Annotated in this window: 11 protein-coding genes; 6 read left to right on the top strand and 5 right to left on the bottom strand. The window is 44.4% G+C overall.

Annotated elements, in window-relative coordinates:
- Nucleotides 1–269: 269 nt before the first annotated feature.
- Both ACJJIY_RS21665 and ACJJIY_RS21660 read left to right on the top strand, forming a co-directional pair.
- Complete coding sequence (locus ACJJIY_RS21665; protein WP_282933807.1) at nt 270–593, top strand: TfoX/Sxy family protein; 324 nt, start codon at nt 270–272, stop codon at nt 591–593.
- A gap of 203 nt (nt 594–796) precedes the next feature.
- The gene (locus ACJJIY_RS21660) at nt 797–1,681 is read left to right on the top strand and encodes an aldo/keto reductase (protein ID WP_444907536.1); all 885 of its coding nucleotides are present in this window, start codon (nt 797–799) and stop codon (nt 1,679–1,681) included.
- On the opposite strand, the gene ACJJIY_RS21655 is transcribed toward ACJJIY_RS21660, so the two are convergent.
- The 3 genes from ACJJIY_RS21655 to ACJJIY_RS21645 all read right to left on the bottom strand — a co-directional run bounded on the left by ACJJIY_RS21655 (nt 1,678) and on the right by ACJJIY_RS21645 (nt 3,725).
- Nucleotides 1,678–2,178, bottom strand: coding sequence for a TrmH family RNA methyltransferase (locus tag ACJJIY_RS21655; protein WP_444907537.1), 501 nt, complete (start codon nt 2,176–2,178; stop codon nt 1,678–1,680). The genes ACJJIY_RS21660 and ACJJIY_RS21655 overlap by 4 nt on opposite strands.
- 74 nt (nt 2,179–2,252) lie before the next feature.
- Nucleotides 2,253–2,849, bottom strand: a complete 597-nt coding sequence (locus ACJJIY_RS21650; RefSeq protein ID WP_445358815.1) for an SLATT domain-containing protein — start codon at nt 2,847–2,849, stop codon at nt 2,253–2,255.
- A 180-nt stretch (nt 2,850–3,029) separates the two neighbouring features.
- On the bottom strand, nt 3,030–3,725 hold the full coding sequence (locus ACJJIY_RS21645) for an outer membrane beta-barrel protein (RefSeq protein WP_445358814.1): 696 nt from the start codon (nt 3,723–3,725) through the stop codon (nt 3,030–3,032).
- 367 nt (nt 3,726–4,092) lie between these two features.
- Here ACJJIY_RS21645 and ACJJIY_RS21640 point away from each other — a divergent pair, with 367 nt between their 5' ends.
- The 3 genes from ACJJIY_RS21640 to ACJJIY_RS21630 all read left to right on the top strand — a co-directional run bounded on the left by ACJJIY_RS21640 (nt 4,093) and on the right by ACJJIY_RS21630 (nt 8,790).
- Nucleotides 4,093–5,472, top strand: coding sequence for an SLC13 family permease (locus ACJJIY_RS21640; RefSeq protein WP_413662969.1), 1,380 nt, complete (start codon nt 4,093–4,095; stop codon nt 5,470–5,472).
- Between the two features lie 160 nt (nt 5,473–5,632).
- Nucleotides 5,633–7,816 carry a S9 family peptidase gene (locus ACJJIY_RS21635; protein ID WP_445358813.1) on the top strand — a complete coding sequence of 728 codons (2,184 nt, stop codon included), beginning with the start codon at nt 5,633–5,635 and terminating at the stop codon, nt 7,814–7,816.
- A gap of 305 nt (nt 7,817–8,121) precedes the next feature.
- The gene (locus ACJJIY_RS21630) at nt 8,122–8,790 is read left to right on the top strand and encodes a DNA-3-methyladenine glycosylase I (RefSeq protein ID WP_445358812.1); all 669 of its coding nucleotides are present in this window, start codon (nt 8,122–8,124) and stop codon (nt 8,788–8,790) included.
- A gap of 68 nt (nt 8,791–8,858) precedes the next feature.
- Here the strand turns inward: ACJJIY_RS21630 and ACJJIY_RS21625 are convergent, their stop codons facing one another.
- A complete protein-coding gene (locus ACJJIY_RS21625) occupies nt 8,859–9,647 on the bottom strand; it encodes an SIMPL domain-containing protein (protein ID WP_445358811.1) in 789 nt (262 codons plus the stop codon).
- A 373-nt stretch (nt 9,648–10,020) separates the two neighbouring features.
- Between ACJJIY_RS21625 and ACJJIY_RS21620 the strand changes: the two genes are divergently transcribed.
- Nucleotides 10,021–12,243, top strand: coding sequence for a hypothetical protein (locus tag ACJJIY_RS21620; RefSeq protein ID WP_445358810.1), 2,223 nt, complete (start codon nt 10,021–10,023; stop codon nt 12,241–12,243).
- A gap of 137 nt (nt 12,244–12,380) precedes the next feature.
- Here the strand turns inward: ACJJIY_RS21620 and ACJJIY_RS21615 are convergent, their stop codons facing one another.
- Complete coding sequence (locus tag ACJJIY_RS21615) at nt 12,381–12,989, bottom strand: class I SAM-dependent methyltransferase (RefSeq protein WP_444896439.1); 609 nt, start codon at nt 12,987–12,989, stop codon at nt 12,381–12,383.
- Between the last annotated feature and the right edge of the window lie 535 nt (nt 12,990–13,524).

The following is a 13,524-nucleotide window of genomic DNA, read 5'->3' as shown; positions in this document are numbered from 1 at the left end:
CCTGGCGTATTTTTTCCCTTCCTTAAAGTAGAAACTTCAGCTACTGCTATACTTAAACGATTATTCGAAATAACGTTTTTGCTATGGTGCAGTTATCTGTTGTATTTGCAGTTTACTTGCTCATTGCTCCATCCAATGTCTTGCTGGGATTAGGGTTCACATTTAATTCCGCTCGATTCTTTTCAAATTTCATCGTTTTTAACCTTTTCAGAAAAAAGCAGTTTCTGAGGGGGTATTCCTGCCTGGTAAAAGTGATTAAGGAGAAAACTATGGCGTACAGCGAAACTCTGGCTGAAAAAGTGCGCAAATTACTTCAGGGAAATGAAGGCCTCAGTGAAAAGCAGATGTTTGGAGGTCTCGCTTTTATGTTGAATGGCAATATGGCCTGTGGGGTTGTTGGAGAGGAGTTGATGGTCCGGGTTGGGCCTGATGAGTATCAAACTGCGTTGGCCGAACGCTATACCCGGCCTATGGATTACACCGGGCGCCCCTTAAAAGGCATGGTGTATGTGGAAGAAGATGCTGTCGCAGAGGATTTGGATAACTGGGTCAGTCGTGGAGCGGTATTTGCGGGCTCACTTCCTCCAAAATAATCGCTTATATTCACTGAACTTAGCAAATTAGTTTCTTTTTATTGCATGGTGAGTGATTAGCAGTCAGGAGTTGGCGTGAGTTCGCTGTTTTCTACGCGTTGACTTCTGTACGGCCTACACTCAGCGAAATAAATGTGACCCCGGTTCTATTCCCTCTTGGTCCTTGCTGATTTACCGCTCAGTAGTCTGAAAGGATATTGATTATGTATTTTCTCGAATTGAATAACGGTGTAGAGATACCTCAGCTCGGCATGGGAATGGCTGCGATTGGCAGCTGGCAGCAGGATGATGAGTATGTAACAGAAGTTATCTTGAAAGCCATGTCAGTGGGATATCGTCATTTTGACACAGGATCGGTCTATGGAAATGAGCGAGCTCTGGGAAGAGCGATCAAAGAATCCGGCCTAGCGAGGGAAGAGCTTTTTATTACCAGTAAAGTTTGGGATACGGAGCAGGGAACCAATAAAACTCACGATGCATTTGCCCGTAGCCTAGAGCGTTTGCAGCTGGAATACCTGGACCTATATCTGATCCATTGGCCCATGCCGGCCTATACCCGGGAGACCTGGGGTGCAATGGAGGCGCTTTACCAGCAGAAAAAAGTGCGGGCCCTGGGGGTGTCAAACTTTCGTAAATCTGATATTGAACAACTGGCGACTTTCTCGGAAGTGCGCCCTGTTTGTAATCAAATTGAACTGCATCCCTATTTTACTCAGCAGCCTTTAGTAGATTATTGCCAGTTCCATAAAATTGCGATTTGCAGCTGGTCTCCTTTGGGGTCGGGATCTACATGGAGCGGTGTCGAGGCTCATGAAAAACCTCTCATAGATCCAGTAATTGTGGACATTGCGAATAATCATGGGGTGACTTCGGGGCAGGTTATCCTTAAGTGGAATATCCAGCAGCATCGCATAGTTATTCCCAAGGCGGAAAGCCTGGATCACATACGCAATAACTTCTTAATATCTGATTTTAATTTGAGCAATGCGGAGATCCAGGCAATTAATGGATTGAACTGCAATAAAAGGTTGGGCGGTGATCCCGATTATGTTAATCAGAAAAATATAATGGTCAAAGTGCCCGATTAAATTTTTTCCAACAAAGCATAGGTCGCTATAGCGCAGGCGGAAGTAACATTCATTGAGGAATTGATACCCTGCATAGGTATGTGTACCACAGCATCTGCCAGTTCAAGGAGTTCAGGGGTAACTCCATCCTTTTCAGAGCCCAATACCAAACATATTTTATCCCCTTTGGAAACGGGGGTATCTTTGAGTTCGACGCTGTTTGAGGCAATCTCCAGACAAATTAATCGATAGCCCTTATTTTTTAAGGTTTGCGCGATATTGACTGCAGATGAGTGATATTCGTAGGGAACGTACTTTTCTGTAGACCGGGAAACTTTTCGAATTTTGGAATTAGGTGGAACCAGGCTTTCACCGGTTAAATAAATTTTCTCTACGCCGAGTGCATCGGCGATACGAAATAGGCCGCCGACATTGCTCGGTGTGCCGATATCGGTGGCTAAATAGCATAATGGGTAAGTGTTTTTACTGGGTTGATGACTACTGTGATCTGTCTGCATTTTTCGATTTGTTACTATAGGAAGTAGGGAAGTTACCACTTCCCCAGGATAATGTTGCGGTATTGATGGGGGAGTTAGTGACTGCTCTCTGCGATTTCGAGAGCCTCCTCGGCGACTCTTTGCGCAGTGGCCTGGCGATTACGCATCTGCTCTACCAGAGAGGGCTCCCGGTTGGCCTTTTGATTCTGGATATGCACCGCTTGCCTGTATACCTTATCTGAGACAATAAACTCTTCCGCTCGCTGGTTGATTTCACTGTAGCGTGTATTCAGTTCTGAGATCTTCTTGGATAGATGCTCAAGATCCAGGATATCGTCGAAGTAAAGGGCGATCAGCCGCTCGCACTCCCTGGCGATTGCCAGGTACTCGTTGCCTACCTGCCGATGTCCCTCATAGTTTTTCTTAAAATTGAAGAAAGTTTGCACGCCGCCCAATAGCGCGGCCAGCAGGGCCAGCGCCGCACCACTCCACTTGGTCCAATCAGGCAGCTCCGCATTGATCAAGGAGAAGAAAAGCGAACCCAGGAATAAGTTGACGACAACGATGGGCACCCCGCAAAGCACATGCAAATTGCGCCCCTTCATAGAGGCTCGAAAGTGGCTGTGTTTGCACAGGTGAGCATTCCAGCGGAGCTTCTCCAGGACTTCCACGGTATTGGGTATAGTGCTCATGATTCCTTTCCGCCCTCTTTCTACTACTAGCTATTGTGGGCGATAGTTTGACGGATGCCAGCGAGATGTACAGGGGAGATGACCAGATTCGAAAGTTTGGACTACGGGGGTGGCTCTAGATGTTCCAAAGCAGGCCCTAAATGTAAGTGATTACCTACAGCTAGGGCCTTACAACCCGGGCTAGAAGTTGTAAGTTACTCCCAGTGCAGTAAAGTCGGCCTTTTCATCCTCGACTTCATAGATGGTGTGTTCAAGGCCAATATCCCAAGTGTCGGTAGACCAGGATATCTCAGCACCATAGTAGAGGTCTGAGCCGTCTGTGGCGCTATCTGGGTTGTAGCTGATTTCGTAGGGTTCCGACGTCATATAGACATCATAAATACCGCCGTTTTCGTAGTAGCTACGAGTGCCTGTAATTTGTCTTTGCCCGCTTTTATTCGCGCACCACTGGTGTACACCTAAGCGAACAATTGCATTGAAGTTTTGCTGGAATTTTTGGGTGAGAGCAAGTCCCAGGCTGTAGGATTTATAGTCAGTTTTAATGTTCGAATCGTAAGTATAGCTATCAACTACATTTACATCCTGGCCTTGGTAATAGTCCGAATAATAGAACTCCCCATCACCTTTATACTCCTGGCGAATCTCTCCCAAATCCACCATCCCACCTTCGACAGCTAAATAGTTATTTATGCGATAGCCAAGAGTAAAGCTATATCCAGTTGAATTAAGGTCTTCACTCTCTGTATAGCGGGCTCTGGTATCAAAGCTCATATAGCCCAGTGTAGCTTTGGCATAAAAGGGTTTTTCTGAAGCGTAAGTGTTGGCACCTGATGCCAATGCGAGAATGGACAGGGATAGGGGAGTGATGCGTCTCAAGGGGTACCTCTATAAAAGAAAACTAACGATTGGTCATAGATTCGCGATATCTCTGTATTCAAATGGGACATACAGCAGAGTTTAAGTAGTTTGTACCAATCTGCTTATTTTACACTTGTACCGCCTCAGCTGAAAGTTATTAACCTTGTTTTAGTAAGGATCTACTAGTAAGTGAGCGCCAACTTTGGATGGTGGTAAGGATAAGAGAAGATGTGGGTGCTTTGAATTTTGAATAATTTCTTGGTTATAGGTCTGCGCAAAAGGGTAAGTTTCTTGTATTTTTATTGTCCATCTTGACCGAGGGGTTTACACCCTTCCTAAGATTCAAACTAATAAAAATTAAACCCTTGAGTAGTTGGGGGCAGGTATGTCAATCGCGCGGCAGCGCTTTATAGTTTTGGGGCCTCTTTTTGCTGTGGCCTTCTATTTCTTTTTATCAGCGTTGGGGATGCAGTATCTACCGGCAGTAACTGCTGCAATTACCTTGTTAACAGTGATCTGGTGGATAACGGAGGCTCTGCCAATCCCCGCAACGTCACTGGTGCCTTTTGTCCTCTTGCCTCTATTTGGAGTAGCGGACCATCGGGAGGTGGCAGCTTCCTTGGGAAGTCATGTCATTCTGTTGCTGATGGGGGCCTTTATTTTGTCCAAGGCCCTGGAGAAAAGTGGGGCCCACGAGCGCCTTGCCCTGTATATGTTGCGTATTGTGGGGGTCTCCAGCGGCCGCAGGCTGGTACTCGGATTTATGTTGGCGGCAGGCTTCCTGAGCATGTGGATTTCCAATACCGCTACCACATTGATGATGCTGCCTATAGCCCTGGCGATTCTCAGTAAGATCGATAACGAACGCTTAAGTATTGCCCTGATCCTGGGTATTGCCTACGCCGCAAGTCTGGGTGGGGTAGGTACTCCTCTGGGCACGCCGCCCAATGTGATTTTTATGGGAATATACGAGGAAGTAACCGGACGAGAGTTTAGCTTCTTGGGCTGGATGAAAATAGGAGTCCCAGTTGCTTTGGTGACGCTGCCTATAATGGCTCTCTGGCTGACCCGTCATGTGCATCTGAAAAATGACATTGAGCCCCCTCAAGTGGGGGAGTGGAGGCAAGAGGAAAAGCGAACCTTAATGGTTTTCGGTGTGGCGATTCTCCTATGGGTTACACGCAATGCACCGTTTGGCGGTTGGAGCGAATTGATAGGTATTGATGCTGCTGGTGATGGAACCGTGGCTCTAGCAGCCGTTGTCGCTATGTTTCTAGTGCCTAACGGTAAGGGAGGGCGCCTGCTCGATTGGCAGACGGCAGAGACGATCCCCTGGGGAATGCTATTACTGTTTGCCGGTGGTATAGCGCTAGCAAAAGGTTTCTCCAGTTCCGGCCTGAGCGATATGCTCGGCAACGGTCTTTCTTTCCTGACGGCGATGCCACTGTGGTTGCTGCTGGTCATTCTATGTCTGAGTGTGACCTTCCTGACAGAGATAACCAGCAATACAGCTACGGCAACTCTACTTATGCCAATTTTAGCTGTAGCCGCCACTTCAGCGGGTTTTGAGCCCATGGTGCTGATGATACCTGCGGCGATGAGTGCCAGTTGTGCATTTATGCTGCCTGTAGCTACAGCGCCTAATGCGATTGCGTATGGAACCGGTAAAGTACGTATACAGGATATGGTTCGAGAGGGCGCGATACTTAGTGTGACAGCATCGCTGATAATAGCGGGGATGAGTTGGTTGATCCTGGCTGGTTAGTGTTCGTCAAGGCCATAAAAGTAGGGCTTAAATAGTTGTTAGAATATGTATTTAAAGGTTGGGTATTGGAATTCACACGCTGATTGAGTCTCTGAGGATCAAATTCAGACAATAAAATATCAATGGAACAAAGAAAAATAGGTAGGAGAGATAGAGTTCTATGAATAAAACCACAGCAACACTGTTGCTCACCCTTGGTTTAGTAGGGTGTGGCGAGACAGAAAATAACCAAGTAGCAGAGGACAAAACCTTGTTTAGCGAACAGGCTTCCGCTCCTGTAGCCAAGAAAGTACCTCATAAAATGGTTATGCATGGCCATGAGCGCATCGATAATTACTACTGGATGCGTGACGATGAACGTAAGGCGCCAGATGTTATTGCTCATCTCGAAGCAGAAAATGCTTATACCGACTCGGTAATGCACCACACCAAAGAGTTACAGGAATTACTCTTTGAGGAAATGACTGGTCGTCTGGAGAAAGATAAATCAACGGTTCCTGTTTATTATAATGGCTACTGGTATTACAGCCGCTATCTTCCCGAGAAAGAATACGCGATCCACGCGCGACGTAAAGGGACCCAGGAAGCACCTGAAGAGGTTATGCTGGATGTGAATATGCTGGCTGAAGGCCACGGCTACTTTAGTGTAGGGCGTCTGGCGGTTTCTCCCAGTAATCAATTGGTAGCATATCCTGAAGATAGTGTTGGGCGCCGTGTTTACACGATTCGCTTCAAGGACTTAAAGACCGGTGAGATGCTGCCAGATAAATTGGAGAATGCTTCACCAGTTGCCGTTTGGGCAAACGATAACCAAACTGTCTTCTATATCAATAAAGACCATCAAACTCTGCTTGGCTATCAGGTAATGCGCCATAAGTTGGGCACGCCACAGAGTGAAGATGTTGTTGTTTACGAAGAGATGGATAAGGCTTTTTATACGTGGATTTCCAAATCCCGGGATGGAGAGCTGATACGCATTCACCACAGCTCTACAACTAGCAGTGGCCAGTCAATCCTGGACGCAAACACCCCTCTCGCGGATTTTGCTCCCTTATACCCCCGGGAAGAGGATCATGAGTATTCAGCGCTAAAGTTAGGGAATGATTTTTATATCATGACTAACTGGCAAGCTGAAAACTTCCGACTTATGAAGGTTGCCATGGATGACGCAGCAGATAAGTCTAATTGGCAGGAAGTCATACCTCATAGTAGTAAGGTTTTGTTGGAAGATTTCACTTTATTTGATCATCATCTGGCAGTAATAGAACGAAAAGCGGGGCAAACGGGTCTCCGAATTATCAATTTAGAGAATAATAAGGACCTTCAAGTCGGGTTTAATGATCCAGTATACAGACTGGGCTTGAGTTCAAATCCAAACTTGGACTCAGAGAGTGTTCGAGTATCTTATTCGAGTTTAACGACACCAAATAGTGTTTATGAAGCCAAGCTGGATAGTGGCGATTTGGAATTGCTTAAGCAAGACAAAGTTCTGGGTGGTTTTGACCCAGAGCACTATCAGAGCGAGGGTATCCTGGTAGCGGCACGAGATGGTGTTAAGGTGCCGGTATCTTTGGTTTATCGTAAAGATAAATTTAAGAAAGATGGTTCTAATCCATTACTGCAATATGCCTATGGCTCATACGGTAGTACCGTTGACCCCTGGTTCCGCTCTTCAGTGGTGTCCTTGCTTGACCGAGGTTTTGTATTTGCTATTGCCCATATTCGTGGCGGCCAAAAGTTGGGGCGTGCCTGGTACGAAGATGGAAAGATGTTCAATAAAAAGAATACTTTCACTGATTTTATCGATGTTACCAAGGCGTTGGGGAAATTAAAATATGGCGCCCCTGATAAGATCTTTGCTTCGGGTGGTAGCGCCGGGGGGCTGTTGATGGGGGCGATAGTCAATATGGAGCCGGATTTGTACCGGGGAGTTACTGCGGCGGTGCCATTTGTTGATGTGGTAACTACCATGCTTGATGAGTCAATTCCCCTGACTGTTAATGAGTATGACGAGTGGGGCAATCCTAATAATAAGGATAGTTATGAATATATGCTTTCCTATTCTCCCTATGACCAGGTGAAAGCTCAGGGTTACCCCAATATGTTGGTAACCACTGGGCTACATGATTCCCAGGTGCAATACTTTGAGCCAATGAAATGGGTGGCAAAGTTACGCGAATTGAAGACCGATGAAAATCAGTTGTTATTCAATACCAATATGGAAGCAGGTCACGGTGGCTCTTCGGGTCGTTTCCGTCGCTATAAGGAGACCGCTTTACAGTATGCATTTTACCTCGATTTACTTGGGTATAAAAATGGAGAGACTGATAAGAAGGTTAAGTAATAAATAGGTTATGCTTATTTTAGAGATATAGGTCTGATTATGGGTAGCTAATTATTCTTTATATCTCTACTTAAGTATCATGTAAATAAAGGGGAGCTAGCTCCCCTTTATTTGTTGGGGAAGTTGAAATGTCCTTTTCTTTTTCAGCTTTCTGAAATATTAACTTCTAGAGTCAGTTGGCTTTTCGCGTTGTTTGGGTAGGATAAACACGCACCCCCTTGTTAGTATTCCGCTAAAAATTCAAATACTTTGAATTTCTATTTATAGGCGTAGAATGGAGATAGATTTACTGGAAGGTCTGAATTATGCGTGAGTTCGCCGCCATTGAGGCACCTGTGATTGATCGATTTGGAGGGTTAGATGGACTTCAGTCGAAGCTGGTGAAGCCAAAGCCTGCGCAGCTCTTGAGAGAGATACATGACAGTCAGTGGTTGTCATCGGCATCCCGGGCTGTTTTTCAAGCCGGTTTTAGTTGGAAGGTTGTTGAAAAAAAGTGGCCGGATATAGAGAGGATCTTTTATGGCTTTGATGTTTCGTTCTGTCGTTACTTACCGGAAGAGGCGTTAGATGACCTAATGCGGCAGGAGGGTATGATCAAGCACTGGACTAAAACTCGCTCCATTCAGAGAAATGCAGACTTCTTTTGGCATTTATCTAATGAGCATGGAAGTTTGGGAGCGTATTTCTCTAGCTGGAATACAGACAACTATATTGAGAATCTTCTGTACTTGCGTAAAGGTGGTGATCGACTCGGCGGTAAGACTGCCCAAGTATTTCTAAGACGAATGGGAGTTGATACTTTGGTTTTTGCAAGTGATACCATTCGAGCCTTAATCCGAGAAGGGGTTGTCGACAAGTCTCCCTCCTCCAAGAAAGACTGGGCTGCACTAAAAGCAGCCATCGAAACTTGGCAGTCCCAGTCAAATCGTAGTTTGAATGAGATTAGCCAGGTATTATCACTTTCGGTAGGTTAAACAACTGGGGTATTTAGTTGGTAGAAGTATTTATTTCACTCCTACCAACCTGAATGCTTGATCGAAAGTTAATCGGTTGTAGCTGACGGCACAACCTGAAAGTCCACGGACAACGAAGCCTCATACTGAACTTCGTCGAAGGAACTAACCTCTGTTTCTATATATGCTTCTGAAAAGCTATCTTCAAATTTACTGTTTCGAGTTCTGGATGCAGTAACGATAACCTCTTCTATTGCTCCAGCTCCCGCTGTCCCATGATAGCCGATATTATTTGTACGGACATTAACTGGTGTTAACTGAATGCTCAGGGTTCTCTCATAGTCAGCTTTTTGTTCCATGATTTTGGCTAGCGCCTTAGATCGGACCTTTTTTGTATATTCAGATACTTCTGAATGCTCAAAAGAAGTACTCACTATTTCTATTTCTTTATTTTCATCGGTTAGCCTTGCGATAGACTGTAAATGTCCCTCCTTGTTAATAGTTATTGCAACCCTGTTAATAACTTTATAGCTGGAAGGGTTTTTGCCTAGCCAACCAAATTGTGGGGAAGATGAAAATTTTGAATTTTTAATCTTAGCTCGGTCTATGCCAGCCTTTATTAAGCTCTCGGTTAATTGTTCACGCAAAGAACTATTGCTGGCAATGGCGTCTGATAGGAGAGGCTCTTCAGTGGTGACAATAATATTGACTATAGCTTGGTCTGAATAAGCCGTTTCTTTTGCACTGCCGTGGAGAGTCACAACTCTTGATATTGGGTAAATTAGGTCACGTAAGTCCTGGGGGGAGCCTTTAATCTCTGGGGTTGCCATTGAAAGGCTGGGTATGATTAGCGAAGCTAAAAGAGCAAGTCTTTTCATATTGACACTTCCAAACTGTGAATAAATGACAATCTATCAGGAAACTGGCTTATTGCCGATTAATAGCACTATATCGGCTTTCCTAGTTTCTATCCAATTGTTGCAGCTGAAACCGTTCGTTGTAGTTGTACATTCGCAAAGTATCGCCCAATTACCATTCATGATACGACTATTACTGCTTTGGTATTTTAGTACCGTTTATCGCTGCAAAATTACCACTTATCGGTCTCAGCTAGGTTCTAAAACCAGTTCACAGACAATCGATTGCATCACTTTAAAGTGCGCACTTGGTCATCAATTGAGGATAAAAATTCAATGGATGACAGCAAGCAATAACAAATTATCTTAGTGACATACGAGTTGGGCAGAGCTGATGGGTTTACTGATAAATAAGAAGTTAATAGCGCTTTCTTTGACGGTATTGCTGGCCGCGTGTGGAGGTGGTGGAGGGAGCTCCTCTTCGGATTCGGATAACCCCTCTTCAGATAGTAGCGGTAGTGGTAATAATAGTGGCGGTAGCGGTAGCGGTAGCGGTAGCGGTAGCGATCAGGGTTCGTCCGGCAGCGATGATAATCCGATCTCGGATAATGTGGGCACTACAGTTGTGGTGGGAGACGTAGAGCATACAGATTTAGGCTTCGCCTCATTGACTGCCATTGACGTAACTTTGCCAGAAGGTATGAACAATGCCCGTGAGGTTTACCAGATGGCACACTATATAGCGCGAACTGACGGGGAGCAGGATGAAGAGGATATTGATATCCCGATTCGTAGTTATACTGCGACCTGTGCAACAGATACCGATACTCCGAGAATGTTTGTTTCCACTACTTTGTCAGAGGGGGACACTGCTGCGGATACAACTCACGGTTCTATTTATGAGCTACAGTATGATCCGGATACTTCCAGTTTTGAGCCAACAGGTAATGCAACGCTGTTAAATCAGTGTTATGAATCCCACGGTGTGGCTGTAAGCTCTGATTGCTCCACAGTAGCAGTTCTATGCAATACAGATTATCAAGCCAATGAGCGTTATGAGGTTGAAGCTGACCTTGTTGGGCAATACGGTTCAACGTGGATGAAAATGGAAGATAACATTGACACCATTGAATCCCGTATTGCGAATGAAATTGGTCTTCTGGTTGCGACCAACCACGGTAAATATATCGACTTCTTTACTGAACACCCTACGCTGACGTTTGACGATTTCCTTGCTGGTTTGGAGGCAAACTTCCCGGATACTGATTTTGGGGATTCGCCATCCTTTACCACTATTAAAGGGTCCGATATGCAAGAGGAGATGGAGTATATTATTTCCAGTCTATCCTCTGGCGACTATGACGATTTACTGCAACACATTCGAGATGCCAGTTACAGCTATAACGAGCAGATTTGGCTGCTAGAGTGGGAAAATCAGCCTTTAAGTGAAGTTCCTGATGCTTACGTAGTAAATAAAATGCACGGTGGAACTCATCTTGGCGCACAAGAGCTGATTTATGTTGAGGATGACAGCCAGGGTCGTAGTAGCTATGGTTTCTCAGTTTCTGCACGGGTATTTGATGGAAATGGGAGTTCTCACTATTCGGCAGGCTTAACGGTTATTGACCGTAATAATTGGTCCCTGGATATGAGCAGCTCAGATAATCGCGGTTGGTATTGGGCCTGCGGCGATGGTCATGTAGTAAACATTCGCTCATTCTATAATCCAGACAATGAGATGTTTGGTGCAATTTGTACCAGTGATTGGAACGACTGGATAGGTAGCACTCATGGGCAACTCGGAACCATTGCAGTGAAAATGGAAACTTCCAGTTCGTCTACAGAAGGGCGCTTTAATCACTTCGTACCATCAACGTCTGCGATGGTATCAAATGGTGGCGGTCATACTGTTGTACCAGTGGATGCCAATACGAATCTTTCTTTGATCGTCTCGCCTAAATATATTGAAGATGCGGATATGGATCGCTTTCTGCAGGATGAAGTCGGTATTGATCTGTCTGGGGAGGGGCCGTTTGATGAAGATTGTGCAGATTACGATACTACAAACTGTTTCCTGTCTTACATGAGTTATAACTATTGGGAAGATGACGATAGTTTCTCCACAATAACAAGACAGGGGCTATATTCTGGTGATGCATTAGATTCCAGCTCATTAACCCGTATTGGCATCGCCAAAGTCAGCTCTACCGGTAGTATGGAAGGCCAGGGTTTTAATTGGTTGGTTGAGGATGATGATTGCCAAATCAGTGATCCACAACTTGTCGACTTGAAAAATGGGCGCTACTTATTGGGGTATGCCAAATTCCAATGTATTTCTGACAACCTTGCATATAACCGTATTTATGCCGATAACGGTTCTAAGCGATTGTTAGTGCCAAAGGCCTTCTATGTAATGGAAATTGATGCAGATTTAAATGTACTTGAAGGGCCCGTAGAATTGCCAAATTATGGTTGGGGTGGCTTGGATGAGCCTATGTATTTAGGCGATGGAAAGGTGGCTTGGACTTATATCAAGAATCCAACGCATGATAACTATGTGAGTGGTCAGCAAAATGTTTGGCAGGCGATGATTTACCACTCAAATAGCGTTAATTAATTTTTTCTCCTGAACTGTTGTAATGATACTGGGAGATTAATTTGGTAAGGGGGCTCCCCCTTACCGCTCTCCTGCTTTTTTTACTGGAACTCGTCCTGATTTCTGAAATATGGCCACGTATATGGGGAATAAAGAACTTACTTTTTTGCTATCAAAAAAATTGATTCTTTACTAGGCTGCCACTCCTGATCAATAAAAAAACCAACTCGTGTAAGCTTGTCTAAAAGCTCCTGCCTGTCAATTTTGTGGACATAAGGGGCCAGGTTTATGCGTTGCATCACTGGGATCAAGAATCGCCAATTGCTTTTCTTAATCAATACAGTGCTTGATACAAATATGCCCCCGGGTTTTAATAAATTGTAAACTCGCGCGATAGCACCATCTATATCCTCGATAAGGTGCAATATATTTAACCCTAAGATGGCGTTAAAACTATCTGGTTCGAATTTTAGTGAACCTAAGGTGCCTTGTTGAAAACTTATATTTTTAATAGCGGCACTTTTTACTTTTTGCTTGGCAATATCCAGCATCTTCTCGGAAATATCAGTGGCAGTTATACTGTTTACATAGGATGAGTGATGAATGGCGGTGCTACCGGTACCGCATCCGAATTCCAATACAGACCAGTCTGCCTGCAAATATTCTTGTGTTATAGCCAGTTTTCTCTTGTAACTTTTTAAATCTTTTATAGGGCTTTTGGCATAGCGCGCTGCAGTTTTATCCCAAAACCTTTTTGGCTCTATCATTTTTCCCTTCCTATCGTAGAGGTTCAATGAGTATGCATTCGATCGGTGGATAACCTACTACTAGATGATTACCTTTTGATTTTAAGTATATGTAGTATATTTCCCGAGTCGTTAGACTCTAAAAATTATCTCCGTAGAGGTGCTCATATATTTATACCTTGTAATTCTTGCTGCATGTTTTAATTTAGTGCCACAATTTTTTATGGAAAGGGTGCATAACGTGTCATAGGTATATCGATAGAAAAGTGGCTACGATACTTGTGTGCTACGATAGGGGTTGATCAAAATTTAAACGATTTCAACCTTTTCTTTACGTAAGTTATTTCTTCGAAAAGATAGCTTGCTCCAAAAGTTTTTTGGAAGTGCTCACTCACCTTTAGCTTCATCAATACTGTGACCTAGAGCGAAGTCGCGGTTCTTAGTTTTTGCAAACTATGTCACATTCATCTAAACCTCCATTTCTTTATGACTGAAAAGTCATATTGCTTGTCGCCCTAAGATTCTATTTGGCGCTATTAGTCATATTCTTGGCACT

The sequence above is a fragment of the Microbulbifer maximicatervae (SeqCode) genome (genome assembly GCF_052468155.1).
The sequence above is the reverse complement of the archived record's forward strand: the minus strand, read 5'-3'. Positions and strand labels throughout refer to the sequence as shown.

Coding starts and splice junctions, on each gene's coding strand:
- ACJJIY_RS21635 (WP_445358813.1), top strand. CDS start 5,633: ATGAATAAAACCACAGCAACACTGTTGCTCACCCTTGGTTTAGTAGGG.
- ACJJIY_RS21630 (WP_445358812.1), top strand. CDS start 8,122: ATGCGTGAGTTCGCCGCCATTGAGGCACCTGTGATTGATCGATTTGGA.
- ACJJIY_RS21640 (WP_413662969.1), top strand. CDS start 4,093: ATGTCAATCGCGCGGCAGCGCTTTATAGTTTTGGGGCCTCTTTTTGCT.
- ACJJIY_RS21655 (WP_444907537.1), bottom strand. CDS start 2,178: ATGCAGACAGATCACAGTAGTCATCAACCCAGTAAAAACACTTACCCA.
- ACJJIY_RS21660 (WP_444907536.1), top strand. CDS start 797: ATGTATTTTCTCGAATTGAATAACGGTGTAGAGATACCTCAGCTCGGC.
- ACJJIY_RS21665 (WP_282933807.1), top strand. CDS start 270: ATGGCGTACAGCGAAACTCTGGCTGAAAAAGTGCGCAAATTACTTCAG.
- ACJJIY_RS21625 (WP_445358811.1), bottom strand. CDS start 9,647: ATGAAAAGACTTGCTCTTTTAGCTTCGCTAATCATACCCAGCCTTTCA.
- ACJJIY_RS21620 (WP_445358810.1), top strand. CDS start 10,021: ATGGGTTTACTGATAAATAAGAAGTTAATAGCGCTTTCTTTGACGGTA.
- ACJJIY_RS21650 (WP_445358815.1), bottom strand. CDS start 2,849: ATGAGCACTATACCCAATACCGTGGAAGTCCTGGAGAAGCTCCGCTGG.
- ACJJIY_RS21615 (WP_444896439.1), bottom strand. CDS start 12,989: ATGATAGAGCCAAAAAGGTTTTGGGATAAAACTGCAGCGCGCTATGCC.